Here is a 26,638-nt window from a genome sequence, read left to right as displayed (position 1 = left end):
TTCCAGAAGTTATGTTTTTACGATCTTTGTGCAAAGTAGCCTTAACAAAATCTCCTGTAGAAACATGAGTGAATATTTTTTTAGGCTCAGTGCAAGGAAAACCAAATTTATTGATCCTACAGAATCTTCTGCAACTATGCCCCGTGCTTTTTACTGTTAAAATTTTTGTTGTCAGTATTTTGAGAGTTTCAACTTTTCCTACACAAGCAGCATCAATCCAATGAGTTTTAGGCAATCCTAAACGAGTTCTATTAAACTTAGTTAAACCTCCTGAACCTGTTGTTATAGGTAATCCAGTTTCTTTTAACTTATTAAATAAAGCCCATCTCGTTGAATTTACAGCAGACGCATCTTTTAGTGGACGCTTGGCTTGGGATAAAATTTGCTTCAACAACTCAGGCTTTTTTGCTAAAAACTTCTCAATATCTTGAGTACCTTTTTTGATATTGCATTTCTCACAAGCTAGACACAAATTAGAAATTCTATTAGTTCCTCCTTTGGCTTTTGGTTTAATATGCTCAACTTGTAAAGGGACATTTTCCGCAGTACAGTATGCACATTTTCTATTCCATTTATTCAAAAGATATTCACGGACTTCATACCCTTGTAACTCTCCCTGTTGATACTCAAAGCCTGATATCTCCGGGTTTTCTAGCTGCTGTAGGTCAAACCTAGCAAGCTCTTGAACTATGTCAGTTATTGGGGCAAAATTACATAATCTTTTAACCCAAGTGTTAATAGTTAAAACTCTATGGCTTAAAGAAGGTGCTAACCAACCTTGAGGTTTAGTGCGGTTAAGAAATCTAGCTTGACGATAACGAGTATGTCTAGAACGTCTTCCTCGCCTTACTCCTTTTCGAGTTTCTAGGCTTTCTTTAATAGCTAAACCTCTGTGTTGTAATTCCATACCCCAGATGACTTTATTATTTTGTAACTAACGCAAAACCTGTAGTTTTACTCCCTGGATCTATTTTTAATTTCAATCGGTTGAGTTGGAACTTCAGATTTAGGTTCTTTCAAAATTATGGTAAATGGAAATCTTCTAAATACAGCAGCTTTTTGTTGATTTAATAAAAAACGTGCATCTCCTGGATGAATTGGAGTAAGTGGTTTTTTGTTGGTATCAAGAACTAGAACAAAATTAGACATTTAAATTTCACCTTTTCAGGGTAATGTTTGCTTCAACCTTGTTATCTGAGCTTGTTATGCTAAATACACTATCCTTGCGGATTGTTTAATAAGTAGCAACATGGCAGGGGACTAGCGAATCCCAAGGTGTTATGACCTAGATAACGTTTACTCATGTTTTGAGTGGTTTGGTTCACATAAACTACAGATTACTCCGTTTATTTATGCTCTCATAGATATTAATTAATAATTCGTAATAGTCATGGGGGAACCAAACTACATAATTCCAAGAAAAAGTATAGCAACCGCCAAGGACGTTAGGACATAAACTGATCATAAAAGTTAGACCCCGAAAGGTTTTTACCCTACGGACCACGGACTAGCTATATTTGCCAAAAACGGTGTTTTTGGCAAAGTTAGAAAAGCGAGTTCTGATTTTTGGATAAAATCCAGGTTTAAAAGCTATATTATAGCAAAAATCGGCAAAATAAACTTATTCTCTGCCGAGTTTGCCATCTATTTTCGGGAAAGTTCAGGGGAAAACTTCTACATGAAATTAATTTTCATGGGTTTATTAATGAATGTAACGAAGCCTAAACCCAATAATGTGGAATTTTTGAGCTAAAATTTGAAATTCTTAGTGAATTTCGTGATTATTATCTTCGGTTCCTTGTAAAACAGCTTCAAAATTCATTCTCTGTTCCGCGTTCCGCAGAAAATAACCACTAATCATCGCGGAAGCAAGTAGCTGACCAAGACTTTCCCGACTGGTGGTAACTGTAATATCGAAGTGTTCTGAAGGTAAGTTACCTAATAATCCGATAATATTACGCTCCATCACCTGAAACACTTCAGAAGAAGTAGGTTTGGATAGTTGGGTAACTGTGTCCGGACTCAGAGATTTAACGTATTGCCACAGTAAGTTACTGGTTTCTGACTCACCGTTAAAAAATTCTGAGACTTTATTGGATCTGTTACTCATGTTGTACCTCCTGTACTAACACTAATAGCTGTAGTGTAGTGTTTGCCACTTGAATAGTAAATGCCTGTTTTTTATTTAATTTAACTGGCTATCGACTGTTCCTATCAATTAATGTAACAGTCTCATTACCACTTTGCAGTCGGTGGAACCGTACCTACAGTAGCGTATTTTCTCGTCTCAACACAGTATTTGTTTTGCATCAGCATTTTCTGATAGAGGCGCGATACATGGCCTGTAGCAGTTCTCGGCTTGGTGGGGTACAAAGAAGAGTTAATGAACCACAGATAAACACAGATAAACACAGATAAACACAGATAATTTTGTACCTCAGTAGAAATGGAAAGGCTGTATCTACAGTCTAGGGAACAAGAGAAAATAGATTATCCCGTGGGATGGGCATCCTGCCCGTCTTGATTCATAAGCAGCTAAGATGCCTGTTCCACAAGGAAATTTGCAATACTTTTTGATTTGTCAGTTCCTTAACTGGCTAAATATTCGTTCATGCTGGCTTTAGATTTGCGAAGTTTGGTTAAGGCTTCGCGTTCGATTTGGCGGACTCGTTCGCGGCTGATGTTCAGGATATCACCTATTTTTGCCAGCGTTAGAGCTTGTCCATCCAGTAACCCAAAGCGTAATTTAATTACTTCTTTTTGTTGCGGCGTGAGTTCCTCCATCAGACGCTCTAAGTCATAAGATAAAGAAGATTGCATGACAAATTCTTCTGGAGAAGCGCCTGGATCTTCCAACATTTCTCCCAGTTCGGTGTCGTAGTTGTCACCTAACCGCAAATCTAAGGATAGGGGTAAACGCGCTCTTTCTAGATACTCTCGCACCTGCTTTGGTGTTAAGTCTAATTCTTGAGCTAGTTCAGCTGCTGAAGGTGCGCGTCCTAGCTGCTGAGATAACTGGCGCTGTGCCTTTTTAATTTTATTTAGTTTTTCGGTAATGTGTATTGGCAATCTAATTGTACGGGCTTTTTCAGCGATCGCTCTGGTGATGGCTTGACGTATCCACCAATAAGCATAGGTGGAAAATCTGTAGCCTTTGGTGGGGTCAAATTTTTCCACACCGCGCTGCATTCCGATACTACCTTCTTGAATTAAATCTAGTAGGTCAACGTTGCGCTTAATATACTTTTTGGCTACGGATACAACTAGACGCAAATTGGCTTCTACCATCTTACGTTTAGCAGTTTCACCGTCGGCGATCGCATCGTTCAACTCTGCTACTTCTAAATTTGCGGCTAAAGCCCACTCCTCCAGACTCGGTTCACGACCTATCTGATTGATAAGAGAATCCCTGACTTCATGCAATATCCGGGAAAATTGCACTTGTTTACCATACTGGATTTCCTCCTCGTGGGTTAAGAGTGGCACACGGCCAATCTCACGCAGGTAAGTCCGCACGAGGTCTGTGGCTGTCTGAGCGGTCTTCATGGCGCTACTCTTTGGTAATGATGGATTTGGCGGTGGAGTCATTAACTGATAGATGCTGCTGCGAGGTGTTACCCAGTTAGACTGAGAACCTGTACTCAGGGTTGCAATTTACGCGTCGGACATTCTCGGCTGCTCATATAATCAAACAAATTTAAGGGCTTGACTGCCAGACGCTACAATAATTGTTCATTTTTTACAAGTGTCTCAGGTGAAATAAAACGTAATAAACAAAAAGTTTATGTATTCTAGATTATTAATAATTGTAACCTTTATGAGAAAAAATGGAAAGACCTGTAGCTCTGATTTTTTTTAGCTACTGTACAGGGAGAGGAAAAGACAGAAGCTCCTGACCGATGTAAAAATCCGCACATTTTTTCTTATTTAAACCTGGCAAGGTCGGCGCTATCGAGTCAGGTGACACGAATAATCATGGGTCGCACCATTCAAATCTCTATCGGACTCAAACCCAAAGACACCACCGCTCAAGCCTGTTTGTGTGAGGAACAGAGATAATTTTTGCTGACCACAACTATAGCAAGGTTTACTACTGAAATGAAATCTATCCACGACTATCAACTGGCTACCTCTAAATAAAAGGCACTGACTTTTACCAAAGGACTTGTACTACCGTTTCCGAGAAAATAATCCTGCCATCACACTTGGTAATCTTTTATTCAGAAAATAATAATTCCTCATATTTGTTAACATATCTCAATGCAAACAATAATTATGCTTCTATAATAATCGCTTAATTTTTGTTGTAAATACCGCTTAATGCAGATTAACCAAAGAAGATGGGGTAAATTGCCATTTGAATTTTCCCCCATAGTTCTAAACTTTAGCCGCCAAGTCCAGTGTCCTCATACTTTCTAAGCTTTTAGCCTAGTTCCATAACCTGACAGTAATCTTGGATAACTTTTACGTCTAAAGTAGTAGTTTGTAGTGAATGGATAGCGGCTACTGTGGCTCTGGCTCCGGCGATAGTAGTAATAATGGGGATTTTGTATGCTAAAGCTGTGCGCCGGATCAGCCTAGCATCAGTTTGGGCTTCTTCCCCTGAAGGGGTGTTAATGATCAGTTGAATTTTCTGATTTTTAATCGCATCGAGGACATGGGGACGACCTTCATGAAGTTTCAACACTAACTCCACATCTAAGCCGTTTTCCTGAAGGACACGGCGTGTACCTAATGTAGCCATGACCGTAAATCCCAATGTCATCAGTTCCTTAACTACATTAACTGCATCGGATTTATCGCGATCGCTCATGGAGACAAATACAGTACCTTTGAGGGGTAAAAACTCACCAGCTGCTAATTCTGCCTTAGCAAACGCCCGCCCAAAGCTGCTGTCGATTCCCATCACCTCACCAGTAGAGCGCATTTCTGGCCCTAATATTGTATCAGTTCCAGGGAATTTATTAAAGGGTAATACTGCTTCTTTGACAGCAATATGAGCAGGAATCACTTCTTCGGTAAAGTTAAGCTCCTCTAAAGTTTTACCCGACATAATTAAGGATGCGACCTTTGCCAAAGGTATCCCGGTAGATTTAGACACAAAAGGCACTGTGCGGGAGGCACGGGGGTTAGCTTCCAGAATGTACACTTGAGGAGAATAACCTTGTGCGCCCACCACAGCAAACTGAATGTTCATCAATCCCACAACTGATAAGGCTTGGGCTAACTGCACAGTCCAAGTGCGGATTTGTTGCAGAACTGCTGGGGAGAGGGAAATTGATGGTAAGGAACAGGCAGAATCTCCTGAGTGAATTCCTGCTTGTTCAATGTGTTCCATGATGCCACCAATTACTACGCGTCCGGTATGATCGGCGATCGCATCGACATCGACTTCAATGGCATTTTCCAAGAACTTATCAATTAAAATGGGGTGTTCCGGTTCCACCAGCACCGCAAAAGTCATGTAACGTTCCAAATCCGTATCAGAGTAAACGATTTCCATCGCTCGTCCCCCTAACACGTAACTAGGACGCACAACTACCGGATAACCGATACGTTTCGCCACAATCAGCGCATCATCGTAACTGCGAGCGATTCCATTGGGCGGTTGAGCAATATTTAACTCATTCAGGATTTTCTCAAATCTTTCCCTATTTTCCGCCATATCGATAGAATCCGGCGATGTTCCCCAAATTTTGGTAGGAAGAGACGGGTGATTTTTGAGAAACTCTTCTAAAGGAACCGCCAATTTTAGGGGTGTTTGTCCGCCAAACTGAATAATTACGCCTACAGGCTTTTCAGCTTCGATAATGTTGATCACATCTTCTTTGGTCAACGGCTCAAAGTAGAGGCGATCGCTTGTGTCATAATCTGTAGAAACCGTTTCAGGATTAGAATTGACCATAATTGTCTCAAATCCTGCCTTTTTCAAAGCATAAGCAGCGTGACAACAACAATAGTCAAACTCAATACCCTGTCCAATGCGGTTCGGACCACCGCCCAAAATCATCACCTTGGGCTTGCTGGTGGGTAAAACCTCGGTTTCGTCTTCGTAGGTAGAGTAATAGTACGGAGTAAAAGCTTCAAACTCCGCCGCGCAGGTATCCACAGTTTTGTAAACCGGGATAACGCCTAATTCTTTGCGGTAACTGCGAACTTCATCTTCAGTAGTTTTCGTTGCAAAGGCAATTTGGCGATCGCTAAAACCATCACGTTTCACAGCATAAAACTGCTCTTTTGTCAACTGTGTTAAAGGTGTCCGCTTCAGGAACTTTTCCACATCCAGCAGTTGTTGTAATTTATCCAGGAACCAAGGATCAATAGCCGTAAGTTCGTAGATTTCCTCAGTACTTAACCCTAGTTGTAAAGCATGACGCACCGCAAAAATCCGGTCAGGATGAGGGGTTCGCAGTAAAGCGCGAATTTGTTCACCACTGGGTAACTTTTCGGATTGGTCACAACCCCAACCAGCACGCCCAGTTTCCAGAGAACGCAACGCCTTTTGGAAAGATTCATTAAATGTCCGCCCAATCGCCATTGCTTCACCCACAGACTTCATTTGAGTTGTCAGCACAGGGTCAGAACCGGGGAACTTTTCAAAAGCGAAGCGGGGGATTTTGGTAACTACATAGTCAATAGTCGGCTCAAAGGATGCGGGGGTTTGCTTGGTGATATCGTTTTTAATTTCATCCAACGTGTAACCCACAGCCAGTTTCGCCGCAATTTTCGCAATGGGGAAACCGGTAGCTTTAGAAGCCAAAGCCGAACTGCGAGAAACACGAGGATTCATCTCAATGACCACTACATCCCCAGTCACAGGATTAACCGCAAATTGGATATTAGAACCGCCAGTTTCTACCCCAATCTCGCGGATAATTTTAATTGCCATATCCCGCAGACGCTGATATTCTTTATCAGTCAAAGTTTGGGCGGGAGCGACGGTAATCGAGTCCCCTGTGTGAATACCCATCGGGTCAAGGTTTTCGATGGAACAGATAATCACAACGTTATCTGCTAAATCGCGCATTACTTCCAACTCGTATTCTTTCCAACCGAGTAAAGATTGGTCAATGAGAATTTGGGAAACAGGGCTAGCATCAATACCCACCTGCGCCATTTCCTCAAATTCTTCTTTGTTGTAGGCAATACCGCCACCAGTACCACCCATTGTAAAGGCAGGACGAATAATGAGGGGATAAGTCCCAATTTTTGCGGCAATTTCCTTAGATTCTGCTAAAGATGAAGCTGTACCACTAGGACAAACAGCCACCCCTATTTTAGCCATAGCCTCGTTAAACAGTTTGCGATCTTCGGCTTTCTCTATCGCTGGTAACTTTGCGCCAATTAATTCGACGTTATACTTATCTAAAGCGCCATTTTTCGCCAAAGCTACAGCCAGATTTAAAGCCGTTTGTCCTCCCATTGTGGGTAGCAGAGCATCAGGACGTTCTTTTGCAATCACTTTTTCCACGAAATCCGGTGTTAGCGGCTCAATATAGGTACGGTCAGCCGTTTCTGGATCGGTCATAATCGTTGCCGGGTTAGAATTGACTAACACCACTTCATAGCCTTCTTCTCGCAGCGCTTTACAGGCTTGAGTCCCAGAATAGTCAAACTCACAAGCTTGTCCGATGACAATAGGACCAGAGCCTAACAGCAGTATTTTATGGATGTCTTGACGGCGGGGCATAGTCGTTGGGTTAGAGTAAGAGAATACAAATCTTGATTATTTTACGGGTCTTTACCCTCGGTCATATTATTTCTTATTAAGTTTTCCAGGTTTGAGTTAGCACAGACCTTGGTGTTGCTCATTTGGAAACTAGCTACAGTGTATCAGTGCTGTAGACATCGCCACCTGTGTTCAGCCAATTCCTACGGGAACAGTACAAAGCTTTGATTATTTACCTGAAAATTGCTGTAATTAAGAATTAGTATAAACTACAGCACCTTGCAAGTAAGTGAAGTATATATTTTAATATTCTATATCTTGTGGGTCTGGGCAAAGATACCCGCATAGTACCTACTCAGATGAAATGTCATCTACTTAGGACTTACGCAATAACTCTCTGCAACCCTCTTTCCTTCGTGTCCTTCGCGTTCTTCTCCCAAGGGGAGACGCTACGCGAATGTGGTTCGTTTTTTCATGATTTTGCGTAAGTCCTGCTACTATAAACATTTTTTACTTATTCTCAGTAATTATATGCTTTTTTTAGCAAATAGTTGTTATGTGAACTAACTATAGGAATCCGGTTTGATTTATGAACAAATTAAGTATAGTAGGGTGCGTTAGGATGAAATCCGTAACGCACCATTATTAAGGCTTTGGTGCGTTACGCTGCGCTAACACACCCTACGTGTTTGTTCAATAATCAAATAGTAGTCCTATATATAATCAACAGGACTTACGCAAAATATCTCTTAAACCTTCTTTCCTTCTCCCAAGGGGAGACGCTAAAGCGGTAAGCGAAGCTATGCCGAAGGCTTTACGTGTTCTTCTCCCAAGGGGAGAGGCTAGCGCCAACGTTCCTTCTCCCAAAGGGAGAGGCTAGCGCCAACGTAGTTCATTCCTTCGTAACGTGTGCGTAAGTCCTAATGAAATAAATAATTATTTATTTCATTAAAATTTGAATAGCTGTGTAATTTCCAGATTTCAACTTAATAGAAATTTTTCTAACTAGCTAATTGCCAATATTTTCTAATATTTATGGAATTTATTTTTATTTATACCAACTTTATATAAAGCTGGGCTTTATTTTCCTGTATTTCCCAATACCTATGTCTACAAAACAAAGCTTACGCCAGAAAATGAGTTTAGATTAAAAATGGCAGAGAGTAGTGAAAATACCCCTGCCATTTTTATATTTTTTTAAGGTTTAAGTCTGCCAACTTTTCCCTCAGTGTAGACTTCACCAAACTCAAATGATCACAATACTAATTTTAAGCAGGTTGGACAAATCCTAAAGTTAAGCTATCTTTAGCCAAGAAGTGACCTAAGTGGTAAGCTCTTTCTTCAGTTTTTACCAGAATTTGCTCGTATAGATAGCGTGTACCACGGTCGCCCAAACTCTCTGCTTGAGAGGCTTGACGACGAATCACGTTAATCATCGCTTGTTCTGCCGCTAAGTCATTTTCTATCATTTGGCGGCAAGAATATACACCGTCGGGTTCTGCTTCAAAACAGGTTAATTCTGCTAATTTGCTAAAACTAGCGGCTGGCACACCACCCAGTCCATTTAACCGCTCGCCAATTTCATGGATATGATCTTGTACTTGCTTGTAGCTGTCGCTAAAGAATTCATGCAGTGAGTAAAACTCTGCACCTTCCACCACAAAATGATGCTTTTGGTACTGTAAGTATAGTGCTTGGAAGCTAGCTAATACAACATTAAAACCTTCAGTGACTGGAGCTGTTACACTGCGATCTAGCAATACAGGATTGTCATAAACCTGACCAAAATTCTGTAATAAAGTTTGTGTATCAGACATTGTTCTCCTCGCTTTTTAACAGTGATGGCTTTTAACTGCTTATCTTTTACATATTAACATTTAAAAAAGAAAAGCAAGCTTAATTAATATCCAAGATTTTGAATTTTCCTGTCACCAAAAGTACAATTTTTCCTCTTTAGGATGAGGATTCTATTCCCCATCGTTTAGTGCTTCGTGGCGACTAATGAGAATATTTTGAAATTATTTTATAAATCGCAAAATCTTTACAGCTCACCTCCGCCTAACTTTCCTTTTCTGTATGAGCAAAAAAGGTAGATTTCTCACATCCTCCCAGGTATGGGAAATGGGACATTGAGAAAGAATTTAGCTGGTATTTTGAGATATTCGCTCGTCCCCAGGGCGAGTTTATGAAGAATTTCGACGAACCACAGACTCATTGCTTGAACCCACCCCTACCCACATCCAGATTCATAACCGGAAATTATCAGCAAGTTTTGATATTTTTTCTTAAAACAATTGAGAAATGTTTGCACTTAAGTTATGCTGGTCTAAAGAGGCTGTATTCCCAAGGTTTGTAAAATTTGGGGTTTAAGGCACTGTAGTTATTGCAATTTCGTCGCACGTTGAGGGCTAGTCTCTTGAAACCGTTAAGTTCAGAAATCGAGAAAAATTTTGTGGTCGGGTTAGGGGTAGACTGGGCAGACAGATGGCAAGTCTATCAACGTTTACAGGAGCTAGATATTCCCTGTTGCTGCGAGGCTAACCAGCCCTTGAGGGTTGAAATTAACAATCCTTTGGCAGTTTTTCAACTGTGGTCTGTAATGCAGCAATTAACAGCATCTCGACAAGAATTAATTTGTAATCTTGAAGATTGCTGGAAGAGTTGCTACCGAAAGTTTTGAAGTTTTGACCTATAACAGATATTCAGGCTTATTTAGTTAACAGGAGGTTAAGAAAAAATGAGTGCATCTTACAGTACAAACAACTCAGAATTTTGCCTAGAAGGAAGATTTATTGATTTTGTAATTAAAGATGGCTACAAGCTAAAGGGCTTGTTGTTGGGAACTTCTGAGGGTGAATGTTATGTTAAACTCGCGAAGCATTTACAGGCGGCTTTTGACTTGCGTTTACCACCGGGGACTTGGCTGCAAGTTGTTGGTTATAAAAAGCATGATATAAAAAAAGATAAAGTTACCTTGAAAGCCGAGCGTGTGGTGGCTGCACGTTCTGAGATAGGGAGAGCTGCAATTGTTACTCCAGTACAGGAACCGCCAGCAATGGAAACGGCTAAGACAAAACCAGCTAAGAATAAAGAGACTATTTTGGTCTGTCAAAAGTCTGATTGTATGAAACGTGGCGGTAAAGCTGTTTGTCAGGCTTTGGAGGCGGCTTTAAGTAATCGCGGTTTGGAAGACCAAGTGACTATTAAAGGTACTGGTTGCATGAAAAAATGTAAGGCTGGCCCTAATATAGTGATGCCAGACAAAACCCGCTATAGTCGTATTCCATCTACACAAGTTCCGGCAATTATGGATAAGCATTTTGCCGACATTAGGGAAGAAGAACAGCCAGAGAATTGCTCAGAAGTGGTAGTCCACCACGGGAAATTTTGCTGAAACTGCTGGTAGATTTTTGATTTTTTATTGAGAAAGTTTAATAACTATTTATTTTCTGTTTTTTGTGGTGTGCGATCGCCTTGAAAACCATTGTACAATTTAGGCGATCGCTTAACCTGGAACCCCACCATGATTTTGAGAAACTCGGAAACCCCACCCCCAGCCCCTCCGGTGCAAGCGAGGAGGGGAGCAAGAGTGTTTTTAGATGACGGCTATACAATCAATTTCTACTAAAACATTCTTTGGTAGGCGTGAAACCTGCACACAAGCACGAGCGGGGGCTGTTTCTTCAGGAAAATATTTCGCATAAATCGCATTGACTGCGGCAAAATCATTCATATCAGCTAAAAATACTGTGGTTTTGACCACGTTGTCAAAGGTTGCACCAGATGCAATCAGAATAGCCTCCATATTAGCCATTACCTGCTCCGTTTGCTTATTTATGTCATCCGTGTAGACGACATCACCGAGGCGGGGGTCAATGGCAATTTGACCAGCTACGAAGATCATTTTACCCGAAGCGGCGATCGCTTGATTATATGGTCCCACTGGAGCCGGTGCGTTATCAGTCCGAATTACTTCACGAGTCATAAATATCACTTTTTCTAATAATGTTTCTGGCTGGACAATTTCCCCCTCAGAGGTTGTTGGCTGGTAAACTTGCCCGTCAGGCATTATCGCACCAGTGAGGTCTGCATTTTTGAAAGTTGCACCGTAAATATTGGCTCCAGTTAAATTCGCCTTTTTCAGATTTGCACCATCAAAATTTGCCAGCATTAAATTTGCATTAGAAATATTGGTTCTTTCTAAATTTGCTCCTTGGAAACAGGCTTCTTGAAGATTTGCTTGTTCTAGGGATACTCCAACTAAATCCGCCTCAGTTAAATTTACCCCTGATAAATTAGATTTCTCCAGACTGACTCCCCGAAGTTGAGCTTTTTGGAGATTGGCATTTTCAAATAATGCGTTAGTGAGATTAGCCTGTGTCAAGTTTGCTTGTGTTAAATCTGCCCTAAAAAAAATTGCCTCTTTCAAATATGCGAAGCTTAAATCCGCACCACTAAGGTCAGCCCAACTCAAATTCAGCGAACCGCCCTGAATTTTGCTCAAGTTAGTACATTTTAAAGATGCCCTAGATAGATTTGCTTCCCAAAGATGAGCTTTTTTTAGTGTTGTTTCACTTAAATCTGCTCCACTCAAATTTGTTTTGTATAGGTCTATCTCATTTAACTTTGCACCTTTTAGGTCTACTCCACTTAAATTTACTTCTTTAAATTTCCGTTCTCCTGCGGCATATTTCTCCAACAATTCATTAGCATCCATAACAGCACCCTAAAATACCACCAACCCAGTATAATCGCAGAAATTCTCTCTTCTCTTGGCGTACTTGGCGACTTGGCGGTATGCGCTACGCGCACGCTACGCGAACGTTAATCAAAACCCAACCTCGGACGCAGCCCATAATGCCGATATTGCCAATAATCCCGCAGAATGCGATCGTGGTCAAAACATAAATTACTCGGAACACGCCAAGACTCAAAAACGGCTATATTCTTAGCATCATCACCCGCCATTGGTTCACCCGATGCAGTTGCCAAAAACACAATACTGATAGTATGCTGACGGGCATCCCGGTTAGGGTCAGAATAGACCAAAAACTGTTCAACCAACTCCACCTTTAAACCCGTTTCCTCGTCAGCTTCCCGCCGCGCCGCCACTTCCACAGCCTCACCATAATCAACAAAACCACCAGGAATAGCCCAACCCAAAGGAGAATTATGACGCTCAATTAACACTATCGGTCGATGTGGTCGATCCACCAACTCAATGATGATATCAACCGTGGGTGCAGGATTTCTATAAGTCATAATTATTAGTCATTAGTCCTTGGTCATTAGTCATTAGGGTAAAATCTCCCTCATTTCGCCATATCATTCCATCTGGCAACAGCTTTCAATGTTGACCTGAGCATGATAAATTCAATGGGATAACTTGTTTCTATATTTGAAGTTAAATATGCCTTTTCCTAGAGCCAGTGGTATTTTGCTGCATCCTACATCTTTTCCCAGTCGATTTGGTATTGGCGACTTAGGCTTAGAAGCCTATAAATTTATTGATTTTCTCAGAGAAACTTACCAGCAATATTGGCAAGTCTTACCATTAGGACCGACTGGATACGGAAATTCTCCCTATGCTGCATATTCAGCAATGGCGGGAAACCCCATGCTCATCAGCCCAGAACAACTGCAAGAACAACGTTTACTCGCTGAAGAGGACTTTGCTAATTTACCAGTATTTAACGAATCAAAGGTAGAATACGACCAAGTAAACGCAATCAAGATTGCATTACTCAAAAAAGCTTGCGATAATTTTCAAGTTCAAGCTACACCTTTACAAAAAAAAGAATTTGCCGGTTTTTGTGAGAGCAAAGCCTATTGGCTCGATGACTACGCCTTATTTATGGCGATCAAAGATGCTAATAATAATACCAGTTGGCATACATGGGAGAAGGAAATTGTCAAGCGCGAATCAGCAGCAATAGATCAAGCTAAGGAAAAATTAGCGGCTGAAATTTATTATTATAAGTTTGTGCAATTTGAATTCTTCCGCCAGTGGTCAGAACTCAAAACTTATGCCAACATGAGCGGGATTCACATTATTGGCGATATTCCTATCTATGTAGCCCAAGATAGCGCTGATGTCTGGGCGCACCCCCATATCTTTTGTTTAGATGAAGAGACTAGAGAACCGGCGTTAATGGCGGGAGTTCCACCAGATTACTTTAGTGAAACTGGTCAATTATGGGGAAATCCGGTTTATAACTGGGAAGCATTACAAAAACAAGACTTTAACTGGTGGCTGGGTCGTTTTGAAGCGATGCTGGACTATATAGATGTGATTCGCATTGACCACTTCCGGGGGTTTGAAGCTTATTGGGCTGTGGAACAAGGAGAAGAGACAGCCATGAATGGAGAGTGGATGAAAGCCCCAGGAGAGGAATTATTTGATGCGATTAAAGCTAAATTGGGGACGCTACCCGTTTTAGCGGAAGATTTGGGAGTAATTACCCCAGAAGTAGAAGCGCTGCGGGATAAGTATGAATTTCCGGGGATGAAGGTTTTGCAGTTTGCGTTTGGTTCTGATCCTGGTAATTCGTTTTTACCTTTCAACTACACACGCAATGCTGTAGTTTATACGGGAACTCACGATAATGATACAACTGTCGGCTGGTTCAATCAAGCTAACGATTGGGAAAAGCGTAATTTATTACTGTATTTAGGTTGCATCAGTGATGAAGGTATCCACTGGGATGTAATTCGCCTAGCTTTGAGTTCTATCGCCAATCAAGCCATTATTCCTTTGCAAGATATTTTAGGTTTAGGAACCGAGGCGCGGATGAATTTTCCCAGCACTGCTGAAGGTAACTGGGGTTGGCGTTATCAGCCGTCTTTGTTGACAGCAGAATTGGGCGAGAGGCTAAAAAATCTGACTCAACTCTATGGACGCGCACCCCAGCAGAAATAAAAATGACTGGAAGGGGAACAAATTTTCCCGTCCCCAGTACCTAATTCCTAGTCCTCATCTGCTCAAGGACTAGGTTTAGCACCAATTTTGATTTCTCTTTCTTTTCCTGGTTCTCCCATGCGTTGAGCTTCTTGCTGATTGACACTCATCAACACACTACCTGCATTGTTGGTTTTGACTGTTAATTCTTGTTGAGCTTTCCAAGTACGCTGAGTTCCTTTGGGGAGAACGCCTTCAAACTCGGTTTTACCATCAGCTACTATGCGAATCCAGGATGAAGCTTTCAAGGTGACACCAATATGTACTGACTCACTGCTATTGGTGGTATTCGAGGTGTCGCTCACAGGCTGTAATTTGCCTGATAGTGGGGAATTTAATTGATTTGAGTCTGGGTTTAAAACCGTGTTTTGTCCTGGCTGTTGATTACTGTCGCTCAGAGCCGTATTCTTCAGTAACTGAGATAAGCTACTTACAGAGCATACAATTACAAATATGTAAAGTAAGTAAAGGTGAAGAGGACGTAGTAAACCAATTGAATAATGTCTCAGGGGACGTAGTGGTGGGGTAACTGATTTATTTTTGGCATTAGGCGGTAAACTCACTGGTTGATAACCCAGAGGAAAACTTTTGGCAAGTTCCACACCATTAAAGCCTAATGCATCGGCAAATTGCCTGATTAAACCCTGAATATAAACTGGTTCTGGTAGATCATCTAATTTCCCTTCTTCAATGGCTTGTAACAACCGCAGGGGAATTTTGGTCAAAATGACCATTTCTTCTAGTGATGAACCCCGTTCTTGGCGAGAAGCCGACAGGAGAGCGCCCAGTTCTGCTAATTTTTGCGATTGTTGTTGTTTTAATGAAAGTTTGGGCTGTTTTTTATGTTTACTTTTTAGCCATTTCATGCTTTTGTTGCGCTCCTGACCTCTGATGAATCTTTAATTGGTAGATGCTTAATATGCTCTTGCAAAAAGCGAATTTCAGCACTTTTAAGAGAACGATAATTACCTTCACCTAAAAAGGGTAATTTTGGCATTTGTAATTGAATTGGACCGATGGAAGTACGATGTAGCTGAATGACTGGATATCCCAACTGTTGGGCTACACGGCGAATTTGTCGGTTTCGTCCCTCCTTTAAAACTATTTCTAAATGACTATTTTTTGCAAGACTTTCGATTAAATGCACTTTAGCCGGACGTGTTTTTCTCCCTTCTAAGACCACACCTTTACGCCACATTTCTAGAACTGCTTCGCTGGGATGTCCCTTGACTAAAACCTGATATGTCTTAGGAATACTGTGACTCGGATGTGTGAGTCCAAATGTCAGGTCTCCATCATTTGTCAAGATTAATGCTCCTGTTGATTCTGCATCTAAACGACCAACTGGGTGCAAACCTGAACCTTTGCGTAATTCTGGGGGGAGTAAATCCAAAACAGTTTTTCTTCCTTGTGGGTCGTAGCAGGTGGAAACTACCCCTGCTGGTTTGTGTAGCAATAGGTATATTAAAGGTGGCCTTTGTTGAGCATATACTGGCTTACCATCTACTGATATTTTATCTCTCTCTGGGTCAACTTTTTGACCTAAATGTGCCAATACGCCATTGATACGCACACGCGATCGCCGAATCATTTCTTCTGATTCGCGACGTGAGGCAATACCCCATTGAGCTAGAATTTTTTGTAACCGTGCCTCCATTTTGGAATTAGTGTGTATGGTTTGAAGTTCTTAGATAATAAACATAAATAATATTTTGGTTTTGTGCTGAGTAGTCATAGATGTTAGATTGAGAGCTTATTTCAGTTCAATTAGTGGTTGAGTCAAGACTCATCAACAGAGTGGTGAAATGCCTAAGAAAGATTCCCCAAGAAACAATTCACACAAAATCCGCATCATTACAAACGTGCTGACAACAGCGCTCAAGCTGTGGTTGAAGTCACAAGTTAGCCAAGTATCGCAGTTAGAAGTTGAGATCAAAGCGAGCGATCGGCAAATTCTCTCTGGTCGTATTCCTTGGGTATCTATTATTGCCAGTCATGCCGTATATCAAGGCCTTAATATTACACGAATTCAACTCGTTGCCGAAAATATTCAGGTGAATATAGGATCAATACTCAAAGGACAACAACTAAAACTATTAGAAACAGTCCCAGTGGTGGGTAATTTGATCGTCGAGGAAAAGGATCTCAATAGTTCTCTGTCATCTAATTTATTATTTAGTGCCTTAAATGATGTAGTGTGGAAAATCTTACCAGAATTTTCTTTAAAATCCCAGCAAATTTCTTGGCAAAAAATAATACTTGCTAATCATCAAATAATACTTAATGCTATTCTATCACCCACCAGTGAACCTACGCCTCTTGAGATGTATGTAAATTTAGACTTAATTAGCGGTCATGAGTTGAACCTAGAAAAAATTCAAGTCATCCAAAAGGAAGTACCAATTTTCCAGGATGAGCAGAGTTATCATCTGGATCTTGGCTCAGATGTCGATATTCAAGAACTCAGTTTGACCCCTGGTAAGCTGGTGTGCCAAGGAAGAATTAATGTGAATCCTTGAGGGGAGTCAGAATTAGCTAGGGGCGGGTTTAAGCAGTGAGCCTGTAGTCCGCGTCAAATTATGAATAAACCCGCCCGCACAGAAGTAGGTAGAGGCGGGTTTACAGATATGATTCAATATCAATGAGGATATGAATAAACCCGCTCGTACTAAGCAGTCCCGGTGTCCCTAAACTTCAGATATCTGTGAGCAACGGTAATAGCAGTGTGACAAAATAGTAAACCAAGGGAGCTGTAAAGATATAACTATCAGTGCGGTCTAAGATGCCACCATGACCGGGTATTAACTGCCCTGAATCTTTAACCCCAGCATCACGCTTGAGCATAGACTCGGTGAGGTCACCTAAAAGACTGGCAATACCAATGAGTAAACCTAACGCTACACCAGTGAAGAGGAATTTTGGGAATTGCAGATAATAGGCTCCTGCTAAGGCGACGGCGATACTAGCAGTAATCCCAAAAACTGCACCTTCAACGGTTTTTTTGGGACTGATGTCAGATAAACGGGTTTTCCCAAAGAATTTGCCAATAATGTAAGCACCAATGTCAGCAGCCCAAATACAGAAAAAAGTCAGGACTGTCAAAGTCAAGCCTTGTGGTAAAGATGCAAAACCTTTTTGCTGTAAGTTGAAAATATTTGTCCAATCGGTAGGCCAGTAACCACCGAAAGGAAGATTGCTGTTGGCTAAACTACCAAGAGAGCGTAATCGTACCCAGTAACTTGATAAGTAGCCCACATAAAAGAGTCCCATAATCGAAGCGGAAATATCGGCAATAGTTGCCATTTTCGGCTGAAATAGGAGATAAAAACAAATCAACGTCCCAGCTATTGGCATGACAGCATCAGCCAAAGTTTCATTAAAGTTACAAATCACCAGTAAGGCTTGGCTGACAAACATGGTGGTTTTAGCAGCCGGAAAAATACCTCTAGCTCGTACCAAATTAAAATATTCTTCTTGACCTAAAAACACGACCACCGCAATGGCGAGAGTAAAGTACCAACCACCCAAAAGGGTTGCCAGCAGAGCAAGGGCGATCGCTATAATTCCACTAATAATTCGAGACCAAGGCATATAATTATTTTGAATGAGGTATTGGGGATTGGGGATTGGGAATATGTTATTGGCTATTGGTCTAGGAAAAACAAAACTTTTCGTCCCTAGTCCCTAGTCCCCAGTCCCTAGTAGGGGAGTGTTTACAGATATGATTCAACATCAACTGTGGATATTAATAAACCCGCTCCTACTACCTAGTCCCTAGTCCCCAATCTAGTCTAGTTTCTCACCACTCAGGATAAAAATTGGATCAACAGCTGCAAAGGTTTGAGAAAAGCCGCGCGTCTCTAAGCGGTTAACCGCAGATTGGACGACTTCAATATTTCTCGCTCGCAGCATGGAGAAGCTTTGAGAAATAGCATACAAGCCTTCTAGATTAGCAGCTGTGGCGACAACTCTTCCTGATGGGGGCAAATAATGCCATACGGTTGACAAAATATCCTGTATGGGTTTTCCACCTTCAATGCAAACGCGGTGAGGGGCTACTTTGAGATCATGCAAACACTCTGGGGCGTTACCTTCAATTACTTGCACATTTTTGACTTCAAAGCGATCGCAGTTGCGCTTAATTAATGTGGCTACATCTTCATCTCGTTCCACTGCAATAATCTGTCCACTAGGACACAACAGACCAGCTTCTACGGGAATTGTCCCCGTTCCCGCCCCAATATCCCATAATACTGAATCCGGTTTGAGCCGCAGTTGGGAAATCAATAATAGCCGAACTTCTCGCTGAGTGAAGGGAATACCAGGTAAATGCTCAAACAATTCATCCGGGATACCAGGGGTAACATAAGGCCAAAGTTGGGAAGGCATAGAAATACACAATTATACTAAAGATATCAGCTTGCCCAATTTGACAAGCTATCAGCTAAAAAAGCGTTTAAACACAGCGTTATCAGCAATCATCATGGTCAGCGAAATCTTAGGCGATTCGCCTCAAGGCGATAGCTTCGCTTCACGCTACGAAGTCCAGCAGCTATTGGGCAAAAAATCAGGGCGGCGATCGCTATTAGCTAAAGATCAAGTCACTGGGGAATTGGTAGTTGTTAAGTTACTTTCGTTTAACAGTGACTTTGAATGGGATGATCTGAAGCTGTTTGAGCGTGAAGCCGAAACCTTAAAATCTTTGTCTCATCCCGCCATTCCTCGCTATTTAGACTATTTTGAAGTAAATTCACCTACTATTAAAGGATTTGCTTTAGTACAGAGTTACATCCCGGCGCAAACCTTAGAAAAATATCTACAAGCTGGGCGGACTTTTACCGAAGCTGAAGTTAAACAAGTCGCCACAGCCGTTTTAGAAATTCTGATTTATCTACATGGGTTACATCCGGCTGTGATTCACCGTGATCTTAAGCCTAGCAATATTTTATTGGGTGAGCGTTCTGGGAATAGTGTTGGTCAAGTTTACCTAGTAGATTTTGGTTCAGTACAAACTGTCCTTGCGGCTGAAGGGGGAACGAGAACTGTAGTGGGAACTTATGGTTATATGCCTCCAGAGCAATTTGGTGGGCGAACAGTTCGGGCTTCTGACCTTTATAGTTTAGGTGCAACTTTAATTTATTTAATCACAGGAAAGCATCCCGCCGATTTACCTCAAAAAGATTTTCGCATTCAATTTGAGCAACTAACTCATCTGAGTCCCGGTTTAACTCGCTGGTTACAGTGGATGACTGAACCAAGTTTGGAACGGCGGTTTAGTTCTGCTGTGGAAGCTTTAAACGCTTTGAATGAGTCAGATTTGAGCAGTCCCTATGCTTTAAATATTGTCAAACCTGCTGGGAGTAAAATTCAACTCACCAAGAATTGGGGTCATCGTTTAACTCGTTGGTTACAGTCGATGACTGAACCAAGTTTGGAACGGCGGTTTAGTTCTGCTGTGGAAGCGTTGAAAGCTTTGAATGAGTCAGACTTGAGCAGTCCCTATGCTTTAAATATTGTCAAACCTGCTGGGAGTAAAATTCAACTCACCAAGAATTGGGATTATTTAGAAATTTTGATTCCACCAGTTGGCTTTAAGCCATCGATGCTATCCACAGGTTTTTTTGTGATTGTCTGGAACTCCTTTATCCTCTTGTTTATAATTGCCTTGCTTTTTGTCTCTTTTCCTGAAAACATAATTCCTCTTGTGATCTTACTTGTTTTTCTGTGGGCTGGCCTTTTCATGTTATGGAATTTATTGTTTGATTTATTTGGCAATATTAGACTGAGCTTAGATGACCAGGAAATTTCCTTGGCATATGAGCTATTCCCATTCCAATTTCATCGTCCCCAACCAGCCCCCAGAAGCCATATTACGAAACTTGTTTATTTGCCTAGACACTTTACTAAAGACTCTCAAGGTGATATAATTCCTGTGCCGGCGCAGTTAGAGATTTGGGCGGGAGTACAAAAGTATCAGCTTAATGTCAATTCTGGTAGTATTCAATCTGAAGCGGAACTGGAATGGCTAGCCCATGAATTAAGTAATTGGTTAAGCTTAGAAATAACCCAATAAGTAGTGTTTTAAATCTAGCGTTATCAGCAATCATCATGGTCAGCGAAATCTTAGACCACCGCTACGAAGTCCAGCAGCTATTGGGCAAGAAATCAGGGCGGCGATCGCTATTAGCTAAGGATCAAGTAACTGGGGAATTGGTAGTCATCAAGTTACTCTCGTTTAACAGTGACTTTGAATGGGATGATCTGAAGCTGTTTGAGCGTGAAGCCGAAACCTTAAAATCTTTGTCTCATCCCGCCATTCCTCGCTATTTAGACTATTTTGAAGTAAATTCACCTACTATTAAAGGATTTGCTTTAGTACAAAGTTATATCCCCGCGCAAACCTTAGAGCAATATCTACAAGCTGGGCGGACTTTTACCGAAGCTGAAGTTAAACAAGTCGCCACAGCCGTTTTAGAAATTCTGATTTATCTACATGGGTTACATCCGGCTGTGATTCACCGTGATCTTAAGCCTAGCAATATTTTATTGGGTGAGCGTTCTGGGAATAGTGTTGGTCAAGTTTACCTAGTGGATTTTGGCTCGGTACAAACTGTCCTTGCGGCTGAAGGGGGGACAAGGACTGTGGTGGGAACTTATGGTTATATGCCTCCAGAGCAATTTGGTGGGCGAACAGTTCTGGCTTCTGACCTTTATAGTTTAGGTGCAACTTTAATTTATTTAATCACAGGAAAGCATCCCGCCGATTTACCCCAAAAAGATTTTCGCATTCAATTTGAGCAACTAACTCATCTGAGTCCCGGTTTAACTCGCTGGTTACAGTGGATGACTGAACCAAGTTTGGAACGGCGGCTAAGTTCTGCTGAGGAAGCTTTAAAAGCTTTGAATCAGTCAGACTTGAACACTCCATACGCTTTAAATATTGTCAAACCTGCTGGGAGTAAAATTCAACTCACTAAAAATTGGGATTATTTAGAAATTTTGATTCCACCAGTTGGCTTTAAGCCGTCGATGTTATTTACAGCGTTATTTGCGATCGCCTGGAATTCCTTTATCTTCTTTTGGACAGTTGGCGCTCTTTTAGCCCCTTTTCCTGCTAACCTCCCCTTTGCTTTGTTCTCACTTCCCTTTTGGGGGGTTGGCCTTTCTATGTTGATGACTTTATTGCTGGGTTTATTTGGCAACATTAGACTGAGCTTGGATCAGCAGCAAATTTCCTTGAGATATGAGTTATTAGGATTTAAATTTCATCGTCCCCGACCAGCCCCCAGAAGCAACATTACGAAACTTGTTTATTTGCCTAGACATTTTACTAAAGACTCTGAAGGTCATAAGACTCCCGTGCCGGCGCAGTTAGAGATTTGGGCAGGAGTAAAAAAATACCCGCTTAGTGTCAATTCTGGTGCTATTCAATCTGAAGCGGAACTGGAATGGCTAGCCCATGAATTAAGTGATTGGTTAAGTATGGAAATTACCAGATAATGCTAATTTAATCTTTATAGACCCTTAACAGGCAAGACATTATGTTTGGACTGGGATTGCCGGAAGTAGTGATAATTGCCATAGTCGCCATTGTCATTTTTGGCCCTAAAAAGATTCCTGAATTGGGAAATGCACTGGGTAAAACCTTACGGGGTTTTAAGGAAGAATTGAACTCTGATGATGATGATGAAACTACTGCTGAACAAGAAAAGCAATAGCCAATGGTAGAGACGCGATAACCCCGTCTCTACTGTGTGACTAAAGTAAAGTATTGATTACAGAAGATGTCACCCCATTTTGGCTATCTGTGATGGTCGTGGAGGTATTTTGTTCTTGTACCTCCTCTGTCACTAAACCGCGCAGCTTGATTAATTTGATCGCTCGATTGACACTTTCTGGTAAAATTACCACCAGACTGTTATCGGGAGCCATATCTAAAGCTTTATTAATGGCGGCGGTTTCATCCAAAATCGACTCATAACGGCAATTTGGATTAACTTCGGTTATGCCTTGAGTAATCAAATTGGCGGCTGATCCCCGTGACCGTCCCCTGGTATCATCATCTTCTTTGACAATAATGTAGTCAAAAATATCTGCTGATAATTTACCCAAGGTGACAAAATCTTCATCACGGCGATCGCCAGGACCACCAACTACGCCAATGCGCTCTCCTGTAGTCCAATTACGGACAAAAGAACCCAAAGCTTCGTAACTGGCTGGATTGTGAGCATAATCTACTAAAGCGTGGTATTTCCCTAAATTAAATAAATTCATCCGTCCTGGCGTTTGACTCACCGAAGCACGGAATGTCTTCAAGCCAGCACGAATCTGCTCTATTGTGACGTTTTGGACAAAGGCTGCCAAACTAGCTGCTAAAGCATTAGCAATCATAAACGGCGCACGTCCACCCATTGTCAAGGGAATATTTTCTGCTCTTTCGATGCGGTGCGTCCAATCACCTTTGACAATTGACAGATAGCCATTTTCATAAACTGCGGCTACTCCTCCATTTTGGACGTGCTTCCGCACCAATTCCGAATCAGGATTCATTGTGAAGTAGGCAATATTAGCTTTGGTTCTTTCTGCCATGGCCGCAACGCGGTGATCATCAGCGTTCAGGACTGCGTAGCCATCAGGAAATACGGCTTCTGCGACGACACTCTTCAGGTTAGCTAACTGATCGATAGTATCTATATCGCCTATGCCTAGATGATCGGCTGCTACGTTCAACACTACACCGACGTTAGCCATTTCAAACCCTAGCCCAGAGCGGAGAATACCACCACGAGCCGTTTCCAGCACCGCTACTTCTACAGTTGGGTCTTCCAGAATCACATGGGCGCTTTGCGGCCCTGTATTATCTCCAGATTCAACTAAGTATTCACCGATGTAAGTCCCATCTGTTGTTGTATATCCTATTACCTTACCTGTCTGCTTGTAGATATGTGCTAACAGTCGAGTAGTAGTGGTTTTACCGTTAGTACCTGTGACACTCAAAATCGGAATCAGGGCGGAATGTTCGTGGGGAAACAGCATATCCATGACTGCTCCGGCAACGTTCCGGGGGGTTCCTTGACTGGGGGCAACGTGCATCCGGAAACCGGGGGCAGCGTTCACTTCCACAACCACAGCATCCATTTCGCGCAGAGGACGACTAATATCTGTAGTGACAATATCCAGTCCGGCGATATCCAAACCAATAATTTTGACGATCCTTTGTGCCAGCCAAACATTTTCTGGGTGGATTTCATCGGTGCGATCTATAGCACTACCACCTGTACTTAAATTAGCTGTTGCACGCAGGTAACAAATTACTCCCTTTGGTGGTATGCTATTGAGAGTGTAACCTTGCCTTTCTAACAGTTGGTAGCTGTTGCGATCTAGTTCAATTTTGGTGAGGATTTTATCATGACCTTCACCGCGATTTGGGTCTTGGTTTGTTTCGGAAATCAGGTCGCCAATGGTGGATCTGCCATTACCAACTACGTGAGCTGGTACGCGTTCGGCTACTGCTACGACTTTGCCGTCTACAACTAATACCCGATGATCTCGCCCAACGTAATAGCGCTCAATAATAATTGACCGAGAAACAAGTCTAGCTGCTTCGTAAGCTGCCTCAGCTTCATCCCAGTTTCTAATATCAATGGTAATACCACGTCCGTGGTTACCATCTGATGGTTTGATGACAATGGGATAGCCACCAACATATTCAATGGCTTCTTCTAGGTCGTCTAAAAAGTTGATTACCGTACCTCTGGGTACTGGCGCTCCAGCTGCGGCGAGAATGCGTTTTGTAGCTTCTTTGTCGCAAGCTAGTTCCACACCCAAAATGCCGGTTTTATTGGTCATGGTTGCCTGCATCCGCTTCTGATTCACGCCGTAACCCATCTGAATCAAAAAGCGGGCGCTCAATTGTATCCAGGGGATACCTCTTTTTTCGGCTTCTTTGACAATTGCTTCTGTGGAAGGCCCTAAAGAAGATTCACGCCATAGGTCTTTTAGGTCTAGGATGTCTTGTTCGAGTTCTGCTTTTGGATAACGACCTCTATCAACGATACTTTGGCACAGCCGCACAGCTGCTCGTCCAGCGTAGCGTCCCGCTTCCTCATTCAGGTACTCGATCACTACCTGGAAAATTCCAGGTGTGGCAGTTTCACGGGTGCGCCCGAAGCCTACGTGCATTCCAGCTAATTCCTGGAGTTCTAAGGCTACGTGTTCCACGATGTGACCCATCATGGTGCCTTCTTTGACCCGCATTAGAAAACCACCGCGACAGCCCGGCGAGCAATAGTGACCCTCCAGACTTGGTAGCGCCTCTACTAATCCTTCATAAAAGCCAGGGATTTCATTCGAGGGCATCTCGGCAAGGGTTTCTAAATCGAGGCGCATGACGATTAGCTTGTGGCGACGAATGCTCCAGTAGTTTGGGCCACGTAATGTCTGGATCTTGAGGATTCTCATGGGAATAGGTAGATGGAGATTCGGAACCAAAATTCTAGTTTCTTACTGAAATTGACCGCTAAACTGTTTATTATGAACAGTTTTTTGTTTTTCATGGTATCCTTGTGATTTTTATCCAGTAAGAAACCAAGTCAGCGATGTCTTCGGCTGCAAGTAACAACACAGGCTTTGAATGCGCCCAGTCTAAGGTGTCACCGACCATACTCTATTCCCTCAGCTGGAGATGCGATGCACCGCAGGCAATACAGTCCTCTGGTACAGGTGAAAGCGATCGCCATAGCTGAGGATGTGCAGTCGTAAATTATGCACAGTTAGAGGCTCATTCGCGCCGACATGAGGTTCATTGGTATGGGTAACTTCTGTGGGATCGACAATGGTGACACTGCCTTTACCCACAACTTGTAGCCAACCATCACGTTCAAATACGGCACAGGTATCTTCATCAATGCCAATACCTAGACGCTCAGGATGAGCTGCGATCGCACTAATCAGGCGACCCATGCGATTACGATTGTGAAAATGCTGGTCAACAATTACTTCCGGAATAAAACCCAAACCCGTTGCCATATCGACCAAGGAACGATTTGGAGTTTCACCACTACCACCGCCAGCAATCATGTGATGTCCCATGACAGCAGCCCCCGCACTAGTGCCTGCTAGGGTCAGCTGTCCGGCTCGCACCCGTTGTCGGATAATTTCCATTGCTGGCGTATCTGACAGCACTCCGCAAAGACGTAATTGGTCGCCTCCGGTGAGAAATACCCCACTACAGGCTTCCAATGACTCTTTGACTAGGGACGTTTCACACTGTTCCCGTTCACGGATGTCTAAAATTTCGACCTTTTCTGCACCCATTTCTTCAAACAGGCGAATATACCTACTACCGATGATAGCGGGTTCGCGAGAAGCCGATGGAATAATTGTAATATAGGCCTTACTAGCGCCAGCACGGCCAACAAAAGTTCTGAGGATATCGCGTCCATGAACTTTATCTTCTGCGCCTCCGATAACTAGAACGGCGGTTTTAGTTGCTTGGGGTGTCCTCATTTCCAGCGATTTAGCTTTTAATTGCGGCATTATGTTTCTCCTGTCAACAACTTCAGGTGAATTTAACAAGGTATGGCCATCGCCACGCAGGCTATCAGTAGGCTGATGATTTTTGCACTTTGTTTTGTGAGAGGAAACTTGTCTGAAGTTAGGATCAAGGTAAGTTGCCAATTTAACCTCTTGCCTGATCCACATATTCGCGCAGCTTCGACTCAGGAGAAGCCTCAATATTCATGCGGCCGTTGCTGTTCCTCAAAGCCAGCGCCTTGTTTTTCACCTTTACACTTTTTCCAGACTGGCAAAATAATGCTTGGGAGACTAGAGTTGACACTTGGTGTGGCGGGGTTTCCCCCGTTGAAAAAAATGTCTGTTTTCCTCTGGTATTGAGGGACATCAGGTCTTAACACGCTTTTTTTGAGGCTGGGCCTATGCAGCCACCGAAGTTGTTAACTTAGTCAGATTATTAATTTAAATGTACTTGTGACAATATTTAAACACAAATT

Annotated in this window: 20 protein-coding genes and 1 pseudogene; 7 read left to right on the top strand and 14 right to left on the bottom strand. The window is 42.3% G+C overall.

Going from position 1 to position 26,638, the window contains the following annotated elements:
- From iscB to dpsA, 6 genes and pseudogenes are all read right to left on the bottom strand, one after another.
- A pseudogene (gene iscB / locus NSP_RS04430) lies at positions 1–1,149 on the bottom strand (RNA-guided endonuclease IscB); the annotation flags it as partial.
- Between the two features lie 616 nt (positions 1,150–1,765).
- Positions 1,766–2,110: a DUF760 domain-containing protein gene (locus NSP_RS04425; protein ID WP_006196583.1), complete on the bottom strand. Its 345-nt coding sequence runs from the start codon at positions 2,108–2,110 to the stop codon at positions 1,766–1,768.
- Positions 2,111–2,589: 479 nt separating this feature from the next.
- Positions 2,590–3,546, bottom strand: a complete 957-nt coding sequence (locus NSP_RS04420; protein WP_042202258.1) for an RNA polymerase sigma factor, RpoD/SigA family — start codon at positions 3,544–3,546, stop codon at positions 2,590–2,592.
- Positions 3,547–3,948: 402 nt separating this feature from the next.
- Positions 3,949–4,122, bottom strand: coding sequence for a hypothetical protein (locus tag NSP_RS27480; RefSeq protein WP_420372437.1), 174 nt, complete (start codon positions 4,120–4,122; stop codon positions 3,949–3,951).
- Positions 4,123–4,423: 301 nt separating this feature from the next.
- Positions 4,424–7,690, bottom strand: a complete 3,267-nt coding sequence (gene carB, locus NSP_RS04415; RefSeq protein ID WP_006198820.1) for a carbamoyl-phosphate synthase large subunit — start codon at positions 7,688–7,690, stop codon at positions 4,424–4,426.
- Positions 7,691–8,937: 1,247 nt separating this feature from the next.
- Positions 8,938–9,486: a DNA starvation/stress protection protein DpsA gene (gene dpsA / locus NSP_RS04410; protein WP_006198819.1), complete on the bottom strand. Its 549-nt coding sequence runs from the start codon at positions 9,484–9,486 to the stop codon at positions 8,938–8,940.
- A gap of 599 nt (positions 9,487–10,085) precedes the next feature.
- On the opposite strand from dpsA, the gene NSP_RS04405 reads away from it, so the two are divergent.
- Together NSP_RS04405 and NSP_RS04400 are read left to right on the top strand one after the other, a co-directional pair.
- A complete protein-coding gene (locus NSP_RS04405) occupies positions 10,086–10,349 on the top strand; it encodes an Asr1405/Asl0597 family protein (protein ID WP_017803827.1) in 264 nt (87 codons plus the stop codon).
- Positions 10,350–10,406: 57 nt separating this feature from the next.
- Positions 10,407–11,063 carry a (2Fe-2S) ferredoxin domain-containing protein gene (locus tag NSP_RS04400; protein ID WP_006198816.1) on the top strand — a complete coding sequence of 219 codons (657 nt, stop codon included), beginning with the start codon at positions 10,407–10,409 and terminating at the stop codon, positions 11,061–11,063.
- A gap of 201 nt (positions 11,064–11,264) precedes the next feature.
- Here NSP_RS04400 and NSP_RS04395 read toward each other — a convergent pair whose 3' ends face one another.
- Complete coding sequence (locus tag NSP_RS04395) at positions 11,265–12,386, bottom strand: Rid family detoxifying hydrolase (protein WP_006198815.1); 1,122 nt, start codon at positions 12,384–12,386, stop codon at positions 11,265–11,267.
- A gap of 107 nt (positions 12,387–12,493) precedes the next feature.
- Positions 12,494–12,931 carry an NUDIX domain-containing protein gene (locus NSP_RS04390; protein ID WP_006198814.1) on the bottom strand — a complete coding sequence of 146 codons (438 nt, stop codon included), beginning with the start codon at positions 12,929–12,931 and terminating at the stop codon, positions 12,494–12,496.
- A 148-nt stretch (positions 12,932–13,079) separates the two neighbouring features.
- On the opposite strand from NSP_RS04390, the gene malQ reads away from it, so the two are divergent.
- Positions 13,080–14,588, top strand: a complete 1,509-nt coding sequence (gene malQ, locus NSP_RS04385; RefSeq protein ID WP_006198813.1) for a 4-alpha-glucanotransferase — start codon at positions 13,080–13,082, stop codon at positions 14,586–14,588.
- A 62-nt stretch (positions 14,589–14,650) separates the two neighbouring features.
- Here malQ and NSP_RS04380 read toward each other — a convergent pair whose 3' ends face one another.
- Both NSP_RS04380 and NSP_RS04375 read right to left on the bottom strand, forming a co-directional pair.
- On the bottom strand, positions 14,651–15,493 hold the full coding sequence (locus NSP_RS04380; protein ID WP_006198812.1) for a helix-turn-helix domain-containing protein: 843 nt from the start codon (positions 15,491–15,493) through the stop codon (positions 14,651–14,653).
- Complete coding sequence (locus NSP_RS04375; RefSeq protein WP_006198811.1) at positions 15,490–16,284, bottom strand: pseudouridine synthase; 795 nt, start codon at positions 16,282–16,284, stop codon at positions 15,490–15,492. The genes NSP_RS04380 and NSP_RS04375 overlap by 4 nt, the downstream gene beginning before the upstream one ends.
- A 148-nt stretch (positions 16,285–16,432) precedes the next feature.
- On the opposite strand from NSP_RS04375, the gene NSP_RS04370 reads away from it, so the two are divergent.
- Positions 16,433–17,146, top strand: a complete 714-nt coding sequence (locus NSP_RS04370; protein ID WP_006198809.1) for an LmeA family phospholipid-binding protein — start codon at positions 16,433–16,435, stop codon at positions 17,144–17,146.
- Between the two features lie 175 nt (positions 17,147–17,321).
- Here the strand turns inward: NSP_RS04370 and NSP_RS04365 are convergent, their stop codons facing one another.
- A complete protein-coding gene (locus NSP_RS04365; RefSeq protein ID WP_017803826.1) occupies positions 17,322–18,218 on the bottom strand; it encodes a phosphatidate cytidylyltransferase in 897 nt (298 codons plus the stop codon).
- Positions 18,219–18,413: 195 nt separating this feature from the next.
- Complete coding sequence (cbiT, locus tag NSP_RS04360; protein WP_006198323.1) at positions 18,414–19,016, bottom strand: precorrin-6Y C5,15-methyltransferase subunit CbiT; 603 nt, start codon at positions 19,014–19,016, stop codon at positions 18,414–18,416.
- 94 nt (positions 19,017–19,110) lie between these two features.
- On the opposite strand from cbiT, the gene NSP_RS04355 reads away from it, so the two are divergent.
- Genes NSP_RS04355 through tatA form a run of 3 tightly spaced genes read left to right on the top strand, consistent with a single transcriptional unit; the run spans position 19,111 to position 22,345 of the window.
- A complete protein-coding gene (locus NSP_RS04355) occupies positions 19,111–20,700 on the top strand; it encodes a serine/threonine protein kinase (RefSeq protein WP_017803825.1) in 1,590 nt (529 codons plus the stop codon).
- A gap of 35 nt (positions 20,701–20,735) precedes the next feature.
- Positions 20,736–22,127 (top strand): serine/threonine protein kinase, encoded by a 1,392-nt coding sequence (locus NSP_RS04350; protein WP_006198321.1) that lies wholly within the window; start codon positions 20,736–20,738, stop codon positions 22,125–22,127.
- 41 nt (positions 22,128–22,168) lie between these two features.
- A complete protein-coding gene (tatA, locus tag NSP_RS04345) occupies positions 22,169–22,345 on the top strand; it encodes a twin-arginine translocase TatA/TatE family subunit (protein WP_006198320.1) in 177 nt (58 codons plus the stop codon).
- A 40-nt stretch (positions 22,346–22,385) separates the two neighbouring features.
- On the opposite strand, the gene cphA is transcribed toward tatA, so the two are convergent.
- On the bottom strand, positions 22,386–25,088 hold the full coding sequence (gene cphA / locus NSP_RS04340) for a cyanophycin synthetase (RefSeq protein WP_042202841.1): 2,703 nt from the start codon (positions 25,086–25,088) through the stop codon (positions 22,386–22,388).
- A gap of 213 nt (positions 25,089–25,301) precedes the next feature.
- The gene (locus NSP_RS04335) at positions 25,302–26,165 is read right to left on the bottom strand and encodes a cyanophycinase (RefSeq protein WP_006198318.1); all 864 of its coding nucleotides are present in this window, start codon (positions 26,163–26,165) and stop codon (positions 25,302–25,304) included.
- Positions 26,166–26,638 lie beyond the last annotated feature (473 nt).

The organism is Nodularia spumigena CCY9414, from assembly GCF_000340565.2.
GTDB classification, from domain to species: domain Bacteria; phylum Cyanobacteriota; class Cyanobacteriia; order Cyanobacteriales; family Nostocaceae; genus Nodularia; species Nodularia spumigena.
This window is presented reverse-complemented; position numbering and strand designations above follow the sequence as displayed.